Raw genomic sequence first — 19,576 nt, 5'->3', positions numbered from 1 at the left:
GCTACGGCGTCCGGCGCGTCCAGGAGACACGCCGGGCAGACCCACCGCAGCAGGGGCAGGATCCATATCGATCCGCCCCTTTTGCCGTTTTTAAGTAACCCGCTTTTGCGGACCTCGTACCCGCCAGTTTTGGCGCCGGTCCGGTTTCCGCATTTGCCGTGAGCATCGTGAGTAGGAAAACATGACCGACCAGCAGAATCCGCAGCAGGAAAACTCTTACGGCGCCTCTTCGATCCAGATCCTGGAAGGCCTGGAGGCGGTACGGAAGCGTCCGGGCATGTACATCGGCGATACCTCCGATGGCACCGGCCTGCACCATTTGGTGTTCGAGGTGCTGGACAACTCCATCGACGAGGCGCTGGCCGGTTATTGCACGGAGATCCAGGTCACGATCCACAGCGACAACTCGATCTCGATCGTCGACAACGGCCGCGGCATTCCGCAAGCCGTGAAGTTCGACGACAAGCACGAGCCCAAGCGCAGCGCCGCGGAAATTGCCATGACCGAGCTGCACGCCGGCGGCAAGTTCAACCAGAACAGCTACAAGGTATCCGGCGGCCTGCACGGCGTAGGCGTGTCTTGCGTGAACGCGCTGTCCAAGTGGCTGCGCCTGACCGTGCGCCGTGACGGCCAGGTCAACCTGCTGGAATTCGCCCGTGGCGATCTGCAGAACCGCATCGTCGAAACCGTGGATGGCCCGGACGGCAAGCCGGTGGAAGTGTCCCCGATGAAGGTCATCGGCGCGACCGACAAGCGCGGCACCGAAGTCCACTTCCTGGCGGACGAGGAAATCTTCACCAACGTGGAGTTCCACTACGAGGTGCTGTCCAAGCGCATCCGCGAGCTCTCGTTCCTGAACAACGGCGTGCATATCCGCCTGACCGACCAGCGCACCGGCAAGGAGGAGGACTTTGCGTTCTCCGGCGGTGTGAAGGGGTTTGTGGAGTACATCAACCGCGCCAAGACCGTGCTGCACCCGAACATCTTCTACGCGAACACCGAGAAAGACGGTATTGCCGTGGAAGTGGCGATGCAGTGGAACGACGGCTACAACGAGCAGGTGCTCTGCTTTACCAACAACATTCCGCAGCGCGACGGCGGTACCCACCTGACCGGCCTGCGTGCGGCGATGACGCGCGTCATCAACAAGTACATCGAAGAGAACGAGATCGCCAAGAAGGCGAAGGTCGAAACCAGCGGCGACGACATGCGTGAAGGCCTGTCGTGCGTGCTGTCCGTGAAGGTGCCCGAGCCCAAGTTCAGCTCGCAGACCAAGGACAAGCTGGTGTCGTCCGAAGTACGCCTGCCCGTGGAAGAGCTGGTGGCCAAGGCGCTGACCGACTTCCTGCTGGAAACCCCCGGCGACGCCAAGATCATCTGCGGCAAGATCGTGGACGCCGCCCGCGCGCGCGAAGCGGCCCGCAAGGCTCGCGAAATGACGCGCCGCAAGGGGTTGATGGACGGCATGGGCCTGCCCGGCAAGCTGGCCGATTGCCAGGAAAAAGATCCTGCCCTGTCAGAACTCTTCCTGGTGGAGGGTGACTCCGCAGGCGGCTCCGCCAAGCAGGGCCGCGACCGTAAGTTCCAGGCCATCCTGCCGCTGAAGGGCAAGATCCTGAACGTGGAACGCGCCCGCTTCGACAAGATGCTGTCCAGCCAGGAAGTGCTGACGCTGATCACGGCGCTGGGCACCGGCATCGGCAAGGACGACTACAACCTCGAGAAGCTGCGCTACCACCGCATCATCATCATGACCGATGCGGACGTGGATGGATCTCACATCCGCACGCTGCTGCTGACGTTCTTCTATCGTCAGATGCCGGACATCATCGAGCGCGGCTATGTGTATATCGCCCAGCCGCCGCTGTACAAGATCAAGCACGGCAAGGAAGAGCGCTACATCAAGGACGACAACGAGCTGAATGCCTACCTGCTGAAGCTGGCAATGGAAAAGGCCGCGCTGACGCGTCCGGATGGCAGCGAGATCAATGGTGAAGCGCTGACGGAACTGGCTCGCCAGTATCAGCTGGCGGAAGGCGTGATCGGCCGCCTGTCGCGGATCGTCGATTCGGACGCGCTGCGTGCCATCGCCGATGGCGTGGCGCTGGATCTGGATAGCGCGGCGGCTGCCGAGGCATCGGCGGTGGCACTCAAGGCCAAGCTGGCCGAGATGCATGCCAAGACGCTGCTGGGCGCAGCCGTGAACGATGACGGCACCGCCGACGTGTACGCACAGTTCGACGAGAAGACCGACAAGCATCGCCTGATGATCGCGCGTCGTCATCACGGCAACGTGCGGCTGTCACATCTGGATGCGGACTTTGTGCACGGCGCCGACTACGCGGCACTGGCTCGCGCGGCGACGACGTTCCAGGGTCTGATCCCGGAAGGCACGAAGGTCAAGCGTGGCGAAGGCGAAAAGCTGCGCGACCAGACGGTGTCGGATTTCCACCAGGCGATGCAATGGCTGCTATCCGAGGCAGAGCGCGGGGTATCGCGTCAGCGCTATAAGGGCCTGGGCGAGATGAATCCTGACCAGCTGTTCGAGACGACGCTGGACGTCACGCAACGCCGCCTGCTGAGGGTACAGATCGAGGACGCGATTGCGGCGGACCAGATCTTTACAACGCTGATGGGCGATGAGGTGGAGCCGCGTCGGAACTTCATTGAGAGTAATGCGCTGATTGCTCGGAATATTGATGTTTGAGGGGCCCGCAAGAGCCGCCTGATTTTCTGGGCGGTATCTAGCGCTCCACCAGTAGGAAAAAGCTCGGACAAACGTCCGAGCTTTTTTTATAGCGCTATGCCGAGTATCCCCTCGCTCGGCATTTGTCCGCTTGGGTAGTTCACGCTCGAGACATACTTCTATCCTCGAGAATGAGAATAGTCGCCTAGATGGCAGGCACCCTTCCGGCGAGACTGTCATGGTCGCTGCAAACAACAGTCGACCGGGTTTGACAGCCCGTTCCACAACCGGACGACGCAAGCAGTTGTATCCTTCTCGTCCATTGCCTTCGCACGTCCATTGGGCGGGCCTTGGCGGGGGAGCCTCCGGGCTCGCCGGTATGTGTGGCCGGTCTGTCAACCCTGCCTCGTGCCCGCCCACCCCGGATGACAGCGGAAGTGCGGGCCTCCAGTCCACATATACGGAGGTCGCCATGAAAGGCAGTACAGCTCGGACAAAGCCATTCCAGGTTCCAGAGCATTCCCCCCAGATATCGAAGAGACCCGCGCGAGGAGGTCGCCCATTGGTGCGCCGAGTGGCGACGAACGCGCCAGATCCGTCCGCCCTACCCGTCACCCAGCAAGACCACATCATCGCAGTCTGCGACGATTTGCTGCGCCTCGGCGCGGGCTTGCAAGCGGTCTTGAACTTGCTGGATCTGCAAGGCGATGTCGCGATCGAATGTGCGGGGCTTCACGCCTTGCTCGCGCCCCTGAAGCAGCAGGTGGACCACAGCGCCAACCAATTGCTTGATCAGATCTGACAGCAGCAAGTTGCCGGCGGTGATGATCCGCCGGTGCGGGGGCCAGCAAGAGTGACGACGTGTCGACATGCCGCGAACGTCGTCGCGCGAATGAAACAAAGCCGTAAAGGAACCCCGCCCTAATACAAATACGGCACCAGTCTCCACGTCCTGTCGCGGTAGTCCGCGTACTCCGTACCGAATTCATCGAGCAGCAGTCTTTCCTCCGAATGCATTCGGGCGATCAATGGCGGCAGCATCAGCAGCGCGAGTATCACGCCGACCCCCGACCGAAAGGCCAGCGCCCAGCCCAATGCGTTGACAAGCAGGCCGAGATAGCTCGGATTTCGAACCAGTCGATAGGGGCCGGTGGTCATCAACCGGTGCCCGGGCTGAATTGCCACCAATCCGCTAAAGCGATTCCCGAGCACGAACACTGGCCAAAGCCTCAGCGCGCCGCCGATGGCAAACAGCGCGACGCCGAGCCATCGGGTGCCGTCGCCGCCGAAGGTCCAGAAGCCGATGCGTTCGGTGTAGGCCGGCAGATAGGCGGATAACAACCCCAGCAATCCGAAGGCAATCAGCACCCAGCGATTCCCTCGATCCTCCCGCTCGCCGGAGCTTAGATTCGCCTCGGTGAACAGCGCCGCCACCGTCAAGGCAATCGTGACGACGGCCAGTGCGATCCGGGCGGGGTGAGAGAGAAAGGCGGCAACGCCGCCGGCTCCAAGTGCGGCGATGCCAAGATAGGCCACGACGCCAATCAGACTGAACAAGGCCAGTAGCGACTTTGATCTCACATCAGGCTCCGCTGAGCGACTTCCTCGCTACAGCGTAGTCCGTTGTGAAGCACCCTGCCGGCCGGGTATCCGGCGGGGGCAAGTTGCGACACCCAAGACGGTAAAATCGACCTCCCGGGCCCGCTAACCGCAGCGCCGAGCGCCTTCCGCAATTCGATTCGCACGACCCCACATCCGCCATGCCTCTCATCGACATCAAGAACCTGCAGCAAGCCGCCGCCGACTTCGGCGAGGAGCGCGGCTGGGGCAAATATCACAGCCCCAAGAACCTGGCCATGGCCCTGAGCGTGGAAGTGGCCGAACTGGTGGAGATTTTTCAGTGGCAGACGGAGTCCGAATCGCACGCGATCATGGAGACTGCGGAGCGCGAGCACGTCGAGCAAGAACTGGCCGATATCACGATCTACCTGTCGCAGCTTGTGACGGCGCTGGGGGTTGATCTGGACGCGGCGGTGAGGGCGAAAATGGAAATGAACGCGCGGAAATACCCTGCTGGCAAGGCCGTGTGATCCGGAGGATGTGCGATCTGGCATCTTTGGCGGACCCCAGCAGCGTTCAGTCGCCTTCGAACCAGGCATCCGTGAAAAATTACCGCTCGGGAAGATATAGCCGCCAAACCGCCACACCACCCCAAAATCTTCCCGCTCGGTAACTTCAACCGCTGCTCCCGCGCCCTCTCCCCTTCACCGCCCGATACGCATCAATAGGCAAGCTATGCACGGCCGATGTGCCGTCGTCGGTCTTGCGCACGTAAGCCACGGTTGAGACAAACGGTTCCATGACGGGCACCTTCTGCAGCGGTGCGGCGATCAACAACTGGACCTGAAGTCCGGCAAATCGCTGCAGCACGGGGCGGATCAGTGTGTCGGGGCCCTGGCCGAAGCGGTCGCCGAGCACCACGAAGCGCAGCGCTCGCGATCGCGTCTCATCCTCCTGCCACGCCAGCGCATCGGCCAGACTGGCCGCGAGGATCGAGTAGGCCAGCCGGGCCCGATGCGTCCCCGCGGGATCGTCCGTGTCGATGTAGTGGGTGTGCGTGGGATCTTCCGCGCGCCATCGCTCGCTGACGCCGATGTGGAACCAGTTGCGCACGTCCGTTACCTTCGATGTCCACAGCCGGTCCGGGTCAGACTGTTGCGGGCCATCCCGCAAGCGGTTCAACAGTCGTTCGATCCGTGCAAACCGCTCTTCGGCGCGCTCGATGTCCGGCGTGGCTTCCGTGCACAGATGGAGCTCTTGCTCGAAGTCGCGGATGTCGGCGTCGAGATCGGCTTCGAGGTCGATCTGGGCGTATTGGCCGCTAGTACTGTCGATCCGCGCCAGCACGGCATTGATCTGCGCCACGCGCCCGCGCACCGCCTCCAACGCCTTGCCCAGATGGCCGTGGAAGTAGGCGATCTCGTAGACCATGTTGAGGCTCAGCAGGTCGTCGAAGCGGGCGGTCAGGCGCGGCAGCTCCGAGGTGCGCAGTGTCTCCAGCAGGTTCTGGTAGCCGGATCGGGCGGCGGGGCTGGCTTCCATCTGTGCGGTCTCCACCGGAAATGCCGCCTTGAAGGCGCACAGGATCCTGAGCACGTGTTCGGTGAAGCGATCAAGCCGGCCGGCCTCCGCGTCGATGTGGGCCTGCAGCCAGGTGCGGACATCCTGCTGCCGGTGGTCGACGCATTCCAGCGTCAGCTTGTGTTCGCCAAGCGCCTCGGCGCGTATCGCATCGAGGCGCTCGGGGGAGACCGTCTGCATGGCTGGCAACGATTCGGCCAGCACCGCTTCGGTGTCCTGATGCCATGCCATGACGATGTCGTGCTTTGCCTGGAGGGCGATGCGCGCCTCGCGGGCGTCCTGGAGATGCTGCTCGGCTTCGCGGATCGTCGCTTGCAACGCGTCCAGTTCGTCGGCAAGCGGCCGCAGCGCGTCGGGATTCGACTGGCGCACCTTCTCCTCATCAAGGCGCGCCACTTCCACCGCCGCTGACCGCCAGTCCACTTCCGTGAAGTCCCCGATCATGGCGATCTGCGCGGCTGCAATCTGCTGGTCGCGGAGCGTGGCCAGCGCGGCGTCGATCTGCGCGATCTTGCCTTGCAACGCGCTCGTGCGAGCCGGGTCGTCGATGGGCGCGGCCGGCGCTTCCAGGCGTAGCTGCAGCGTCAGTTCATTGTGTGCGTTGCGCAGTGCGGCCTCGCGTTCGGCAGCCTTGGGCTGCCATGTGGCCAGCCGATCCTGTTGCGCGCGGAAGTCCGCTTCGGTCTCGGCCGCCGGGATACGCAACCGTTCGACGAGTCGCCGATACGTGGCGGCGCGCTGCTTGCGCTGCTCCCGCATGCGCTCTTTCTGCTGGATCGCCAGCTCAAGCTGGGCGATAGGGTCACCGCCCTGGTCGGAGAGCCGTTGCCGCAGAGCCAGCGCCTCGGCGTGCAGGGCATCGCACCGTACCTGATGCCAGTTCACATGGCGCTCCTGCCGGTCGCGTTCGTCGTCCAGGGCGGCCAGCCGTTCGTTCAGCAAATCGCGCTTCAGCTCCGCGAAATACCCATGCAGCGCCTCGCGGCAAGTGCGCAGGTCGTCGATGGTGGCGGACAGTTCGGCGTGCCGTTCGCATTCGGCCACCAGCGGCGCGAGCATCGCCTCCTGCCGTCTGGCATGGAGGATCGCTTCGTGAGCGCTGTCGAGATCGTCGAAGTGGCCGAGCAGGGCGGCGAGGCGTGCCGGGGTGTCGTCGGGCGGCAGTACATGATGGCGCAGGAATTCCGTGAGGTCGTCCGTCCCGCTCATCGACGCCAGATGCCGGCACAGCGTCAGCGCATGGCCGTCGTCGATGCCGAGGTGCTGGCGACACCACGCTTCATAGTGCGAGCGGTCATCGAACCATGCCGCGCCAGTGTTGACGATCGCGGTACGCCACGCGGCGACGTCGGCCCCGGTCGGTGCGATGTCATGGGTGATGGTCAGATCACGCCCCGCGCAGATGAAGTACCGCCGCGGCGGGCCGGCCGTGGGCAGAAAGACCTGGGCCAGCAAGACGGTCTGGTTATCGTCGATGTTGCGGAATACGCCGAGGATGACCGCATGGCTATTGCCATGTTGTCGCGTGCCGGACAACGCATCGCCGGGAATGTGATCGCCAGGCGTCAGGAGCGTGATGACGGCATCGGCCAGTGCCGTGGTGCCGGAGCCGGCGTCGCCGGTCAGCAGGATGTTGCCGCCGTCCAGTGGCATCGCCCAGACATGGTGGCCGAACGGTCCCCAGTTGGACACCTCGAGCCTCGCCAGCCGAAAGCCGGGGAGCGCATGGTGCGCCTGGCGGAGCGGATCGAGCGAGTCAGAGTTGGGGCGCAACGCGAATCCTCCGGTCCGGAACGAACGGGGGCTAGTCGCGTTTATTCTACGACACGCGTTATGCGTTTCCGATGATGCACCGGGCGCTCAATGGCCCGGCCGGGGATTCAACTGCCGCGATAGGTGCCGAAACTCCACGCCGAGCAGATCAGGGGCACGTGGTAATGCTGCGTCGCATCGGCGATCGAAAACCTCACTGGCACGATGTCCGCGAACACGTCGGCGGACTTGAAATACTCGGCCACATAGAAGCGCAGTTCGAACTCCCCGGTCCGCGCCTGCGCCGCGGGCAACATCGGCGAATCGGTGCGGCCGTCCGCGTTGGTCCGGGCGCGGGTGATCATTTTGGGCGGTTGTGCTGCGATGTCGAACAACTCGATCTGCATCCCGGCGATCGGCTTGCCGAGCGATACGTCCAGTACGTGGGTGCTGATGCCTGCCATGATCGTCTCCCTCAGCTGCCGCGATAGTAGTTGTAGCTCCACGGCCCAAACAGCACGGGCAGGTGGATGCGCTGCGTCACGTCGGTGATGCGGAACCGCAGCGGAATCCTGGAAAGGAATGGCGGTTGCGGCAGTGCGGCCTGGCGCTCGGCAAAGTATTCATCCACGTGCAGCACCAGCTCGTACGTGCCGGCGCGGTACGTATCGCCGATCAGCAGCGGCGGGTCGGTGCGGCCGTTGCCAGGCAGCGTGACCGTCCGGATCATCTGCGAGTGCGCGCCGTCGATCTTGAGGAAGTCGACACGCAGGCCGGCGGCCGGCGTGCCATGGTAGGTGTCCAGCGCGTGCATCGTCAGGCGCGGGCTCAGCCCGCCCTGCTGCACCGGCCCCGTGGTCTGGTTGGGCGCTGGCGTCGAGGTGGGCGCTGTCTCGGCGGCTTGCGCGGTGAGCGACGTGGCCGCGATCAGCGCGCCGCTGCCCAGCGTGACGGACTGCAGCGCGAAGCGCCGGCGACTGGTGTTGATCCGCGTGGTGTCGATTCGCGTGTCGTTCGGCGCATTGCCCGGTGCGCCGCCCCGCGTATTGCTCGATCTGTCGGTCATGTCACACCCCCTTGGCCGAAGCCACGCCCTTGCGGGACGCGTGGAGCTGGCGGATGCCAGCCAGCACCAGCACGCCCGCCACGATCTCGATGGCGGCCACGATGTAGAGCCCCGGGGAGACCTGGCCCGTGGCGTTCTTGATCAGGCCCATCACATAGGGCGCGCCAAAGCCCGCCAGGTTGGAAACCGAGTTGATCAGCGCCACGCCCACCGCTGCGGCACTGCCGGCGAGGTAGCGGTTGGGGAGTTGCCAGAACACGGGGATGGCGCTCATGGTGCCGACCAGTGCGACGGTCATGGCAATCAGTGGGAGCATCGGCGTGATCGACGTACCCAGCAGCACGGCCAGGACGGCCATGGCGACGCCGCCCACGAACGCCGCGCCGGTGAAATGCCACCGCACCTCGTTGCGGCGGTCGGAATGCGCGCCGTTCAGGATCATCCCGGCCGCGCCGCCCAGGTAGGCCACTGCGGCGATCCAGCCCACCGTCATCGGCGCGGAGAAGCCCACTTCCTTGATAATGGTCGGGATCCAGAACGTCAGCGTGGAATTGGCGCAGAGCAGGCAGAAGTAGATCGCGATCAGCAGCCAGACCTTCTTGTTGCCGAACAGCTCGCGCCAGTCGTGACGGCGCTCGCCAAGGGCGGCCTCGTCGCGCTTGAGCACGGTCTCCACCACGCGCTTCTCGTCGGCGGTGAGCCAGTTGGCCTTCTCCGGCTTGTCCGTCATGTAGAACCACGCGAAGACGCCAGCCAGCACGGACGGAATGCCTTCGATGATGAACAGCCACTGCCAGCCGTGCATGCCGTGCACGCCGCCCATCGACGTCATGATGTAGCCGGCGATCGGGCCGCCCAGCACGCCGGCGATGGCGGATGCCGACATGAACGTGCCGAATGCCCGGGCGCGGCGTTGCGTCGGATACCAGTAGGTGAGGTACAGGATCACGCCGGGGTAGAAGCCGGCTTCGAACGCGCCGAGCAGGAAGCGCAGGATGTAGAACTGCGTGGGCGTGGTGACGTAGGTCTGCAGCATGCAGATGATGCCCCAGCAGATCGTGATGCGCATGATCGTCTTCTTGGCGCCGATCTTCTGTAGCAGCATGTTCGACGGCACCTCGAAGAAGAAGTAGCCGAGGAAGAAGATGCCGGCGCCCAGCCCGTAGACGGCCTCGCTGAACTGGAGGGATTCCAGCATCTGCAGCTTGGCGAAGCCGATGTTGACGCGGTCCAGCCATGCCAGCACCCAGAGCACGCCAAGGAACGGCAGCAGACGCCAGGAGATTTTTCGGTAAACACCGTCTTCGGCGTCGTCCGCCGTGGCGGTGAACATGGGGATGCCCTGCTTGGTGGTCGACATGTCGTTCCTCGCTTGTCTCTGTATGGCCTGTATGGGTGGGCTTCGTCCGGCCCGGTTGAGGCCAGTATAGAAATGGCGCCGGCCAAGGGAACGCGATGGCTGGTATAGGCCGCATAGCAACCATCGTATGGGCTGGAATGCCTTGTGCCATGCGGGTTTGCGGGCGATCCGCGAGGCCGTTGGCCGACCTATGGATTACCCTGAGCGCCGGGTTGGTGCGGTGCATCGGGCGGAAAATCGCCATGCCGGGGCGCGATGCACCGGCGCGTCGGCGGCGATGCCGTGGTGGTGCATCGGGTCGCTGCGGCGAACTCCGCAAATCGGCGGAGTGCGGGTTCTGCCGCGTTGCGGCGCGGTGCCGGGCACGGTACAAACGCGTCATCCACCCGCCAGTGGCCACCGTATCTGGCCGCCCTCCCATGAACCGCGCCGACGATCCGTTCGATACCTACCTGCTGCGCGTGCTGTGCATCCTGATTGCCGAGCAAAGCGTGTCGCGCACGGCCATCCGGCTGAACCAGTCGCAACCGGCCATCAGCGCCGCGCTGAAGCGCCTGCGCGCCATCTTCAACGACCCGCTGCTGACGCGTGAAAAGAATGTGATGGTGCCCACCGAGCGCGCCTTGCAGCTGGCGCGCAACGCCCAGGCCGCGCTGAGCGCGCTGGACAGCCTGCTGGTGTCGGACGAGCACTTTGATCCGGCCACCTCTGAGCAAACCTTCGTGGTGGCGATGCCGGACTACCTGGCGCCGCCCTTCTTTGCCCACGTGGTACGCGTCTTCCGCGCGGCCGCGCCGCGCGCGCGGCTGGTGGCGATGCCGCTGGGTTCCACGTTCGACTACGAGCAGGCGCTGTCGGCTGGTGACGCGGACATCGTGATCGGCAACTGGCCGAATCCGCCGGAACACCTGCATCTGTCGGTATTGCTGGAGGACGAGGTGGTCTGCGTGGTGGCGCAGGACAGCGCGTACACGCAGCCGGGCAAGTTCACCGCGCAGGCTTACCTCGGCGCGGCGCATATCGTGCCGACGCCCTACTCGCGCGACCAGCGCGGGGTGGTCGATACGGGCCTCAGCACCATGCGCGTCCATCGGGACAATCGCGTGAGCTGTCCCTATTTCAATCTGGCACCCAGCCTGATTCCCGGCACGGACCTGATCCTGACGACCGGACGTCACTTTGCCAACTTTCACGCGCAGCATGTGCCGCTGGCGGTGCTCAAGCCGCCGATCGACTTTCCGTTCATGCGCTTCTATCAGTTGTGGCATCCGTCGCGCCATCGCTCGGCGGCGCATGTCTGGTTGCGCGGATTGCTGACGCAGGCGTCGCAGGAGCTGAAGACGCTGCGCGACATGCATCGATAGGCTTGGCGAGAAAACCGGAGGAAACCGGAGACAACCGGAGGCGGCGCGGCTGTATCGCGAAATTGCTATCCGGCTTATAGGACCCCGGCCCTCGCCGCGACCAAATCGCGTTCCTATACTCGGCCCGTCACCATCGTCAAACCGACATCAATTCGATGTCGATCAGATGCTTCTCACGGGAGAGTCCTTCATGTCACAGCCCCTCGATCTGAATACGGTCAATGCCCTCGATCAAGCCGCCTTCACCGAGGCGCTCGGCAGCGTGTTCGAGCATTTTCCGCAGGCCGCGGAAGGCGCGTGGATGCAGCGGCCGTTCGCCACCGTTGCGGCGCTGCACGATGCGATGTCCGGCGTCGTCCGCAAGCTGGACCCCGCCGCGCAGGCGGCCTTTCTCAACCGCCATCCGCCGCTGTCGGGCCGAGCCATCCGCGCCGGGACCATGACGGCCGACTCCAATGACGAGCAGAAGAGCGCCGGCCTCGATGCGATGTCGGCGGCCGAGGAAGCCGCGCTGGACCGGATGAACGCCGACTATCAGGCGCGGCATGGTTTTCCGTTCATCATCTGCGTGCGCCACTACACGCGCGAGGGCATTTTCGCGGCGTTCGAACGCCGGATTGGCCGGACCACAGTGCAGGAGCTGGACGAGGCCCTGGCGCAGATCGCGGCGATCACGCGCGGACGGCTGGCGGCCCGGCTGCGCCCGTAGGCCGGGCCTCCGCGATGGCGCGATAGCGGCCCGGAAGCGCCCCGAAATCGGACGCGAAGCCGCGCGCAATTCCGGCTAGACTTCGAGCCATCGCCTTTCGCGGAGATCGGGCCATGGCAGCGAGCAAAGAGGGCAAGGCAGCGGGCAATATCCACATCGGCATTGGCGGCTGGAGTTTTGCGCCGTGGCGGGACAACTTCTATCCGGCGGGGCTCGCGCAGGCGCGCGAACTCGAATACGCTAGCCGGCACCTGACCGCCATCGAGATCAACAGCACGTATCACGGCACGCAAAAGCGCACGTCATTCGCCAACTGGCGCGATGCCACGCCTGATGGCTTCGTGTTCTCCGTCAAGGCGTCGCGCTTTGCCACCAACCGGCGCGTGCTGGCGGAATCGGGCGATTCGATCAGCCGGTTTATCGACAGCGGCATCGCGGAATTGCGCGACAAGCTGGGGCCGGTTGTCTGGCAGTTCGCGCCGACCAAGCAGTTCGACCCCGACGATTTCGAGGCCTTCCTGAACCTGTTGCCCGATACGGTCGAGGGCGTGTCGTTGCGCCACGTGCTGGAGGTGCGTCATCCCAGCTTCATGTGCGAGGACTATCTCCGGCTCGCCCGCAAGTTCAGGGCGGCGACGGTGTTCACCGACTCGCCGAAATATCCGTCCTTCGCCGACCTGACTGCGGATTTTGTCTACGCGCGGCTGATGAATGCGCAGGAGAAGCTGGCGACCGGCTACGCGCCGGACGATCTCGACAGCTGGTCGAAACGCGCCACGGCATGGGCCGGCGGCAAGGCGCCGGACGACCTGCCGCGCGTCGAGGACAAGCCCGGCACGGCATTGAGGCCGAAGGAGGTCTTCCTGTTCTTCATCAATGGCGCCAAGGAACGCGCGCCGGCAGCGGCTGGCGGGTTGCTGGAGCGGCTGGGCTGGGCGCCATCGGAAGCGGCGCCGGTGAAGGTGGCCGTATCGCGGCAGGCTGTAACGAAGGTTGCGACGAAAGCCCCGGCGACGAAGGCCGCAGCAAAGACGGCGACGGCAACCGAGGCCGGAGCCAGGAAGACGGCGGCAAAGACGGTCGCAGAAAAGAAGGTCGCAGAAAAGAAGACCCCGGCAAAGAAGGCTCCGGCGACGGCAAGTAAGGCGACGGCAAAGAAGACCCCGGCAAGGAAGGCGGCCGCCCGGAATGCCGCCTGAGCCCCGGTGGCCTCACCCCCACCGCTATAATCCGGCATGACTTCCAGCCAGACACCTTCGACGCCGGCGCCAGCCGCCGGCGCGCCCTTCTCCGACCTGCCCTTGTCGCCCGCGATGCTGGCGACGCTTGCGCAGCTCGGCTACGACATCATGACGCCGATCCAGGCCGCCAGCCTCCCCGTGGCGCTGGACGGCAAGGACCTGATCGCGCAAGCCAAGACCGGCAGCGGCAAGACCGCGGCATTTGGCCTGGCGCTGCTGCACCGGCTGGATCCGCGCCGCTTTGACGTGCAGGCGCTGGTCCTGTGCCCCACCCGCGAACTGGCCGATCAGGTCACGCAGGAAATCCGCCGCTTGGCCCGCGCCGAAGAGAACGTGAAGGTACTCACGTTGTGCGGCGGATCGCCGATGCGTCCGCAGGTGGACAGCCTGATTCACGGCGCGCATATCGTTGTGGGCACGCCGGGGCGGATTCTCGATCACATCGAGCGCGGCAGCCTCGATCTGCGCGGCATCAGCACCCTGGTGCTCGACGAAGCGGATCGTATGCTCGACATGGGCTTCTTCGACGACATCGCCTACGTGGCCAGCCACTGCCCGAAAGACCGCCAGACGCTGCTGTTCTCGGCGACCTACCCGGCCGGCATTGCCAAACTGAGCCAGCAGTTCCTCAGGACGCCGCGCGAGATCAAGCTGGCGGAGACGCACAGCGCCAGCAAGATCCGCCAGCGCTTCTATGAAGTCGAGGAAGGCGCGCGGTTGCAGACCGTTGGTCGCCTGCTCGACCATTTCCGTCCGGCCAGCACGCTGGCGTTCTGCAATACCAAGGCGCGCTGCCGTGACCTGGTCGAATTGCTGCGCGCGCAGGGCTTCCAGGCGCTGGCGCTGCACGGCGACCTGGAACAGCGTGACCGTGACCAGGTGCTCGTCCAGTTTGCCAACCGCAGTTGCTCCGTGCTGGTGGCCACCGACGTGGCCGCGCGCGGGCTCGACATCGCGCAGCTGGAAGCGGTGATCAACGTCGAAATCACGCCGGATCCGGAAGTCCACGTGCACCGCATCGGCCGCACGGGTCGCGCGGATGCCGAGGGCTGGGCGTTCAGCCTGGTCAGCATGGATGAAATGGGACGCGTCGGAAACCTGGAGCAACACCAGGGCGGCGAGTTCGAATGGCATCCGCTGACGGAACTGGTGCCCACCAGCAAGGAACGCCTGCTGCCGCCGATGGTGACGCTGCAGATGCTGGGTGGCCGCAAGGAAAAGATACGTCCGGGCGACATCCTGGGCGCGCTGACCGGCGATGCCGGGTACACCAAGGAACAGATCGGCAAGATCAACGTGATGGAGATGTCGACCTACATCGCGGTGGACCGGGCCATCGGCCGCGAGGCGGTCAAGCGTCTCAACGACGGCAAGGTCAAGGGCCGCAAGGTCCGGGTCCGGATGCTGACGGAGTAACGGTCGGGCGAAGTTGCCGGGTGTGACCGGGTGGGCGATGGCCAGATATTTCTTACAAAGATTCCCCAAAGTCACCCTGTGACCCCCGCCGATCCTTTGCTAATCTGAATGAACGTGGCTGGCGGCGCATTGCGCAGCGCCCCGCCTGCCTTCAGGGTAACCTGCAGGGCAACCAACGTTTCCAAGACGGCAACAAGGAGTCGGTGACATGAAGACCGCACGGCAAGTTCTGGAAAGCAAGGCAAGTCGGGCTATCTACAGCATTCCCCCTACAGCAACGGTCTACGCCGCACTGCAGTTGATGGCCGAAAAGGGCATCGGCGCCCTGCTGGTGATGGAGCAAGGCAAGATCGTTGGCATCCTCAGTGAACGGGATTACGCGCGCAAGGTGATCCTGATGCAGCGGACATCACGTGAAACCCTGGTCCGGGAGATCATGACCGCCGCAGTGATCTATGTGCGTTCCGACCAGACCACGGACGATTGCATGGCGCTGATGACCCGCCACCGGCTGCGTCACTTGCCGGTCATGCACGGCGAGGAACTGCTCGGCATGTTGTCGATCGGTGACCTGGTGAACGACATCATCAGCGAGCAGCGCTTCGTCATCGAGCAACTCGAGCACTACATCACGGGCGGATCGCGCTGACCCGCCCTTTCCCCTTTATTCGTTTCTCGCGGTTCTCTTCGTAACAGCACAGGTTCAGCCGCGAACTCCTGCCATGTCCTCCCGGGCGTGGCCGGAGGGTCGTGGCTGCTCATTTGTTGGGCAATTGCGACGGGTGGCGACGGGCGCCAAATAACGCAAGCGCATATAATTATGCGTTCGCTGAATTAGGCTGCGTCGATGTCACGTGGCTGACGCCTCAGTCCCCCTCCCGCCGCAGCCCCAATGTCGTCGCCCGCCCCCATCCAGTCCCCCTCCCCCACCTCCAACCATTCCCAGCCCATCGTCCACGACCACCGCGCGATCATGCGTGTGATCGGTGGCATCGTGTTGTGCATCCTGCTGGCCGCGCTGGACCAGACCGTGGTGATCCCGGCAGTGCCGGCGATTGCGAACGATCTCAACGGATTCGGCCATCTATCGTGGATCGTGACGGCCTACCTGATCGTCTCCACGGTGACCACGCCGCTCTACGGCAAGCTGTCCGATAGTTTCGGGCGCCGCCGGCTGCTGATGGTGGCGATCTCGCTCTTCATCCTGGCCTCGGTGGCGTGCGCGATGGCGCAGTCGCTGACGCAGCTGATCCTGTTCCGCGCCTTGCAGGGCGTGGGCGGCGGCGGGCTGATGTCGCTGGCGCAGGCGGCGATTGCCGATGTGGTGGCGCCGCGCCAGCGCGGACGCTATCAGGGCTACCTGGCGATGGTCTGGGCGATGGCGTCCATCGCCGGGCCGCTGGTCGGCGGCTGGGTGTCGGATCACATGTCGTGGCGCTGGCTGTTCTGGATCAATGTGCCGCTGGGCGCGCTCGCCATGGCCATGTGCTATCGCGGCCTGGCCCACCTGCGCGCGCGCGGCGGCAGGCCGCAGGTGGACTGGATCGGCGCGGTGCTGCTGGCCGTGGCGATCGTGGCCTTCCTGCTGGCGATGAGCTGGGCCGGCGACGCGTTTGACTGGATCTCCCCGCAGATGGGCGGGCTGTTGCTGATCACGGCGATTGCCGTTGCCCTGCTCGCCTGGCAGGAACGTCGCGCCGCCGATCCGATGCTGTCGCCGCGCCTGTTCCGCAATCGTGCCTACGTAATGGGCGTCGGCGCGTCGGCGCTGGCCGCGCTCAATATCTTCCTGTGCATCTTCGCCCTGCCCCTGCATTTCCAGCTCGTGCGTGACGCGGATGCGTCGACTTCTGGCCTGCTGGTGGTGCCGTTCCTGCTGTCGACCGTGGCCGGCAACCTTGTGGTGGCATGGCTCGCGCCACGCATGGGCCGGATGCGCGGCATCCTCAGTGGCGGGTTTGTCGCCGCGGCCATCGGACTGGTCTCGCTGGCCACCGTGACGCCGGCGGTGCCGACGGCCATGGTGCTGATCGCGATGACGATTAGCGGCGTCGGCCTGGGCATGACGATGGTCGGCACGCTGATCAGCGTGCAGAACGCACTGGAACGTCGCGACATGGGGGCCGGCACGGGCGCCTTGCTGGTGTTGCGCTCGCTGGGCAGCGCCCTGGGCGGTGCGCTGGCGGGAACCCTGCTGGCGCTGGAATTCCGCGAGGCGATGACCCGCGCCGGCATCACGCAGCAACTGGATCTTGGTGCGCTGCGTCATGGCAGCGAGGCGATGTCGCACTTGTCGCCCGCCGTGCGGCAGGTGCTGGCGGGCGGCGTGGAGTCCGGGTTCCACCTGATCTTCGCGGCCGGCGCCGTGGCCGCCATCATTGCGCTGGTGATCGTGCGCCGGATGCCGGACCTGGAGCTGCGCAGCAGCGTGACGGAACACGCAGCCACCATGGCGATGGACTGAGGCCACACCGGGGTGCGCCGATCCTGCCGAAAGCGTAGACTTTCTTGCACGATCGATCCCGGAGCCCAACCCCATGACCCGCCACCGTTCTTCGGCTGCCCTCACGCTTCGCCGCACCGCGCTCGTCGGCGCGCTGGCCCTGGCCGCCGCAGCCGCCACGCTGCCGCGCCCTGCCCGCGCCGCCGACAAGCCTGCCCTGGCCGCGCAGTCGGCGGGCAGTTGCCCGGCAGCCCTGAACTTCAAGTTCCCGCGGCTGCAAGACGAGTCGCCGCAGAATCTCTGCCAGTACGCCGGCAAGGTCGTGCTGGTGGTCAACACCGCCAGCTATTGCGGTTTCACGCCGCAGTACGAAGGCCTGGAGGCGCTCTACGCCAAATACCGCGACCGCGGCCTGGTGGTGATCGGGTTCCCGTCGAACGATTTCTCGCAAGAGCCCGGCTCGGCCAAGGAGATCTCGGACTTCTGCTACAACACCTACGGCGTCAAGTTCCCGATGCTCGGCAAATCGCACGTACGCGGCAGTGATGCCAATCCGATGTACGAGCTGCTGGCGAAGGAAACCGGCACGGCGCCGAAGTGGAACTTCTACAAGTACCTGATCGACCGCAAGGGCCAGGTAGTCGGCAGCTATAACAGCATGGTCAAGCCTGACGACAAGCAATTCGTCGCCAGGATCGAGCAACTGCTGAGCACGCGCTGACTGTCGAGGTGTCGGCATCGCCTGATGCCGTGGCCGTAGTGTCAGGCGATTCGACATCGACCGGCTATCCGAAAACGGCATGTAGTTTGTAGAAGGCCGATTTCGTTCCCGCGCACCCTTGATCTCCGTCAATCGATGGTGCCTCAGACCTCATTACTTTCGCCGCTTCATAGCAAAAAAGCGAAAGTGGGGATCATGGGCACCGTGTTGTACGAATCGGATGGGCACGTCTGCGTGGCATTCACCGACCTGGTGGAGGAAGAGCACGGCGAAGTCGTGCAGAGCAACCAGTTCCTGGTCGTCGATCACGGTCACGCCGCGCTGATCGACCCCGGCGGACAAATGACGTACAGCGAGCTCTACCTGACCATCAGCCGCTACTTTCCACCCAAGCAACTCGACTACGTCCTGGCCTCGCATGCGGACCCGGACATCGTGGCTTCGGTGGGACGCTGGCTGACGGCGTCGGATAGCCGCGTGCTGATCTCGGAGGTCTGGGCACGGTTTCTCCCGCATTTCTGCCAGGCTGGCAAGACCGAAGGCCGCATCGTGACGATTCCGGATGCCGGCATGGTCGTGCCTCTGGGGCAAAGTCACCTGCTGGCCGTGCCGGCGCATTTCCTCCATTCGGAAGGCAATTTCCAGTTCTACGACCCCGTCAGCAAGATCCTGTTTTCTGGCGACCTTGGCGCGGCGATGACGTCGGCGGCGGAGGCGGGCGGCGTGGTGGCCGACTTCGATGCCCACGCGGAGCGCATGTTGCCGTTCCACGCACGCTATATGAGCGGCAACCGCGCGTGCCGGCTGTGGGCCGCCATGGCGCGGACGATGGAGATCGACTGGATCGTGCCGCAGCACGGGCCGTCGTTCCAGGGCAGGGCGATGGTGACGCGCTTTATCGACTGGGTCGAGCAGCTCCAGTGTGGGCTGGATTTGCTCGAGCCATCGCACTACCGCGTGCCGACGCATGATCGGCTGCAGCGCCTTTAGTCGCGCACCAGTCCCTCAGCACGCATCGCGTCCTGCACAGCAGGGCGCGCCGCCACGCGCGACAGGTAGTCCTGCAGCGATGGGTACGCATTCATCGGAATGTGCAGCAGCCGTGCCCAGCTGGCGATCGTGAAGCAATACGCGTCAGCCACGGTGAACTGCTGGCCCATCAGGTACTCGCGCGTGGCCAGGTGCTGGTCGATTTCGGCAAAGCGCTTGTGGATCTTTGTCTTGCATTCCTCGATCGTGCTGGCCGCGGTTTCCTTGTGCCAGAGCCACGGGCTGAAGACCTTGTGGAGTTCCGTGGAGATCAGCGTCAGCCAGCGCACCGCTTCGAGCCGTGCCTCGGTGCCAGCCTGGGGCAGCAGGTTGCGCGCGGGGACCTGGTCGGCGATGTACTGGAGCAGGGCGGAGGCCTCGGTGTGGCGCGAGCCGTCGTCCAGTTGCAGCAGCGGCACGTAGCCGCGCGGGTTGATCGCGTAGTAGTCGTTGGTGCCGTGCTCGGGCTCGGCCAGCGTGTGGTGGATCAGGTCGACCCGGGCAAGCGTGACGGGCAGGCCGGCTTCGCGCAGCGCGATATGAACGGCCAGTGAGCAGGCGGCAGGGGAGTAGTACAGCTTCATCGTCGAGGTCCTCGGACTGGAGGCGCGACGCGGGATGCGTCGCGCGGTGAAACCAGTCTAGGCA

The 19,576-nt window shown here is 64.7% G+C and carries 16 protein-coding genes and 1 pseudogene; 11 read left to right on the top strand and 6 right to left on the bottom strand.

The genetic code is table 11. The features are described from left to right. Positions 1-181 precede the first annotated feature (181 nt). Both gyrB and BLR29_RS33215 read left to right on the top strand, forming a co-directional pair. Positions 182-2,707 carry a DNA topoisomerase (ATP-hydrolyzing) subunit B gene (gene gyrB / locus BLR29_RS17805; protein WP_092138359.1) on the top strand — a complete coding sequence of 842 codons (2,526 nt, stop codon included), beginning with the start codon at positions 182-184 and terminating at the stop codon, positions 2,705-2,707. A gap of 217 nt (positions 2,708-2,924) precedes the next feature. Next, positions 2,925-3,488 carry a DUF1484 family protein gene (locus BLR29_RS33215; protein WP_369804637.1) on the top strand — a complete coding sequence of 188 codons (564 nt, stop codon included), beginning with the start codon at positions 2,925-2,927 and terminating at the stop codon, positions 3,486-3,488. A gap of 119 nt (positions 3,489-3,607) precedes the next feature. Here BLR29_RS33215 and BLR29_RS17795 read toward each other — a convergent pair whose 3' ends face one another. Then, a complete protein-coding gene (locus tag BLR29_RS17795) occupies positions 3,608-4,249 on the bottom strand; it encodes a methyltransferase family protein (RefSeq protein WP_255371321.1) in 642 nt (213 codons plus the stop codon). Between the two features lie 197 nt (positions 4,250-4,446). Between BLR29_RS17795 and BLR29_RS17790 the strand changes: the two genes are divergently transcribed. Then, entirely contained in the window at positions 4,447-4,776 is a 330-nt protein-coding gene (locus BLR29_RS17790) for a nucleotide pyrophosphohydrolase (RefSeq protein ID WP_092138356.1), read from the top strand. A 145-nt stretch (positions 4,777-4,921) separates the two neighbouring features. Here BLR29_RS17790 and BLR29_RS17785 read toward each other — a convergent pair whose 3' ends face one another. The 4 genes from BLR29_RS17785 to BLR29_RS17770 all read right to left on the bottom strand — a co-directional run bounded on the left by BLR29_RS17785 (position 4,922) and on the right by BLR29_RS17770 (position 10,005). Then, the gene (locus BLR29_RS17785; RefSeq protein WP_176860989.1) at positions 4,922-7,600 is read right to left on the bottom strand and encodes an ATP-binding protein; all 2,679 of its coding nucleotides are present in this window, start codon (positions 7,598-7,600) and stop codon (positions 4,922-4,924) included. A gap of 107 nt (positions 7,601-7,707) precedes the next feature. After that, positions 7,708-8,043: a hydroxyisourate hydrolase gene (gene uraH / locus BLR29_RS17780; RefSeq protein WP_176860988.1), complete on the bottom strand. Its 336-nt coding sequence runs from the start codon at positions 8,041-8,043 to the stop codon at positions 7,708-7,710. Positions 8,044-8,054: 11 nt separating this feature from the next. Further along, positions 8,055-8,582 carry a hydroxyisourate hydrolase gene (locus tag BLR29_RS17775; protein ID WP_092138617.1) on the bottom strand — a complete coding sequence of 176 codons (528 nt, stop codon included), beginning with the start codon at positions 8,580-8,582 and terminating at the stop codon, positions 8,055-8,057. A gap of 64 nt (positions 8,583-8,646) precedes the next feature. Further along, positions 8,647-10,005, bottom strand: coding sequence for an MFS transporter (locus tag BLR29_RS17770; protein WP_092138354.1), 1,359 nt, complete (start codon positions 10,003-10,005; stop codon positions 8,647-8,649). 419 nt (positions 10,006-10,424) lie between these two features. Here BLR29_RS17770 and BLR29_RS17765 point away from each other — a divergent pair, with 419 nt between their 5' ends. The 8 genes and pseudogenes from BLR29_RS17765 to BLR29_RS17730 all read left to right on the top strand — a co-directional run bounded on the left by BLR29_RS17765 (position 10,425) and on the right by BLR29_RS17730 (position 18,889). After that, a complete protein-coding gene (locus tag BLR29_RS17765; protein ID WP_092138353.1) occupies positions 10,425-11,369 on the top strand; it encodes a LysR family transcriptional regulator in 945 nt (314 codons plus the stop codon). Between the two features lie 190 nt (positions 11,370-11,559). Then, positions 11,560-12,078 carry a 2-oxo-4-hydroxy-4-carboxy-5-ureidoimidazoline decarboxylase gene (gene uraD, locus BLR29_RS17760; protein WP_092138352.1) on the top strand — a complete coding sequence of 173 codons (519 nt, stop codon included), beginning with the start codon at positions 11,560-11,562 and terminating at the stop codon, positions 12,076-12,078. A gap of 113 nt (positions 12,079-12,191) precedes the next feature. Then, a pseudogene (locus BLR29_RS17755) lies at positions 12,192-13,019 on the top strand (DUF72 domain-containing protein); the annotation flags it as partial. A gap of 294 nt (positions 13,020-13,313) precedes the next feature. Next, a complete protein-coding gene (dbpA, locus tag BLR29_RS17750) occupies positions 13,314-14,735 on the top strand; it encodes an ATP-dependent RNA helicase DbpA (RefSeq protein WP_092138350.1) in 1,422 nt (473 codons plus the stop codon). 208 nt (positions 14,736-14,943) lie between these two features. Further along, complete coding sequence (locus tag BLR29_RS17745; RefSeq protein ID WP_092138349.1) at positions 14,944-15,384, top strand: CBS domain-containing protein; 441 nt, start codon at positions 14,944-14,946, stop codon at positions 15,382-15,384. A gap of 324 nt (positions 15,385-15,708) precedes the next feature. Then, positions 15,709-17,199, top strand: coding sequence for an MDR family MFS transporter (locus tag BLR29_RS17740; protein ID WP_176860994.1), 1,491 nt, complete (start codon positions 15,709-15,711; stop codon positions 17,197-17,199). A gap of 73 nt (positions 17,200-17,272) precedes the next feature. Further along, a complete protein-coding gene (locus BLR29_RS17735; RefSeq protein ID WP_092138347.1) occupies positions 17,273-17,899 on the top strand; it encodes a glutathione peroxidase in 627 nt (208 codons plus the stop codon). A gap of 195 nt (positions 17,900-18,094) precedes the next feature. Next, the gene (locus tag BLR29_RS17730; RefSeq protein ID WP_092138346.1) at positions 18,095-18,889 is read left to right on the top strand and encodes an oxygen-binding di-iron domain-containing protein; all 795 of its coding nucleotides are present in this window, start codon (positions 18,095-18,097) and stop codon (positions 18,887-18,889) included. Here the strand turns inward: BLR29_RS17730 and gstA are convergent. Continuing rightward, complete coding sequence (gene gstA, locus BLR29_RS17725; RefSeq protein WP_092138345.1) at positions 18,886-19,512, bottom strand: glutathione transferase GstA; 627 nt, start codon at positions 19,510-19,512, stop codon at positions 18,886-18,888. The two genes, BLR29_RS17730 and gstA, sit on opposite strands and share 4 nt — an antisense overlap. Between the last annotated feature and the right edge of the window lie 64 nt (positions 19,513-19,576).

Source organism: Cupriavidus sp. YR651, assembly GCF_900101625.1.
Classification (GTDB): domain Bacteria; phylum Pseudomonadota; class Gammaproteobacteria; order Burkholderiales; family Burkholderiaceae; genus Cupriavidus.
The sequence above is the reverse complement of the archived record's forward strand: the minus strand, read 5'-3'. Positions and strand labels throughout refer to the sequence as shown.

Excerpts from the sequence above, each read along its gene's own strand:
- uraH (WP_176860988.1), bottom strand. The coding sequence starts at position 8,043 with ATGGCAGGCATCAGCACCCACGTACTGGACGTATCGCTCGGCAAGCCG.
- BLR29_RS17745 (WP_092138349.1), top strand. The coding sequence starts at position 14,944 with ATGAAGACCGCACGGCAAGTTCTGGAAAGCAAGGCAAGTCGGGCTATC.
- BLR29_RS17790 (WP_092138356.1), top strand. The coding sequence starts at position 4,447 with ATGCCTCTCATCGACATCAAGAACCTGCAGCAAGCCGCCGCCGACTTC.
- gyrB (WP_092138359.1), top strand. The coding sequence starts at position 182 with ATGACCGACCAGCAGAATCCGCAGCAGGAAAACTCTTACGGCGCCTCT.
- BLR29_RS17735 (WP_092138347.1), top strand. The coding sequence starts at position 17,273 with ATGACCCGCCACCGTTCTTCGGCTGCCCTCACGCTTCGCCGCACCGCG.
- BLR29_RS17730 (WP_092138346.1), top strand. The coding sequence starts at position 18,095 with ATGGGCACCGTGTTGTACGAATCGGATGGGCACGTCTGCGTGGCATTC.
- gstA (WP_092138345.1), bottom strand. The coding sequence starts at position 19,512 with ATGAAGCTGTACTACTCCCCTGCCGCCTGCTCACTGGCCGTTCATATC.
- BLR29_RS17765 (WP_092138353.1), top strand. The coding sequence starts at position 10,425 with ATGAACCGCGCCGACGATCCGTTCGATACCTACCTGCTGCGCGTGCTG.
- dbpA (WP_092138350.1), top strand. The coding sequence starts at position 13,314 with ATGACTTCCAGCCAGACACCTTCGACGCCGGCGCCAGCCGCCGGCGCG.
- BLR29_RS17770 (WP_092138354.1), bottom strand. The coding sequence starts at position 10,005 with ATGTCGACCACCAAGCAGGGCATCCCCATGTTCACCGCCACGGCGGAC.
- BLR29_RS17740 (WP_176860994.1), top strand. The coding sequence starts at position 15,709 with ATGCGTGTGATCGGTGGCATCGTGTTGTGCATCCTGCTGGCCGCGCTG.
- uraD (WP_092138352.1), top strand. The coding sequence starts at position 11,560 with ATGTCACAGCCCCTCGATCTGAATACGGTCAATGCCCTCGATCAAGCC.
- BLR29_RS33215 (WP_369804637.1), top strand. The coding sequence starts at position 2,925 with ATGGTCGCTGCAAACAACAGTCGACCGGGTTTGACAGCCCGTTCCACA.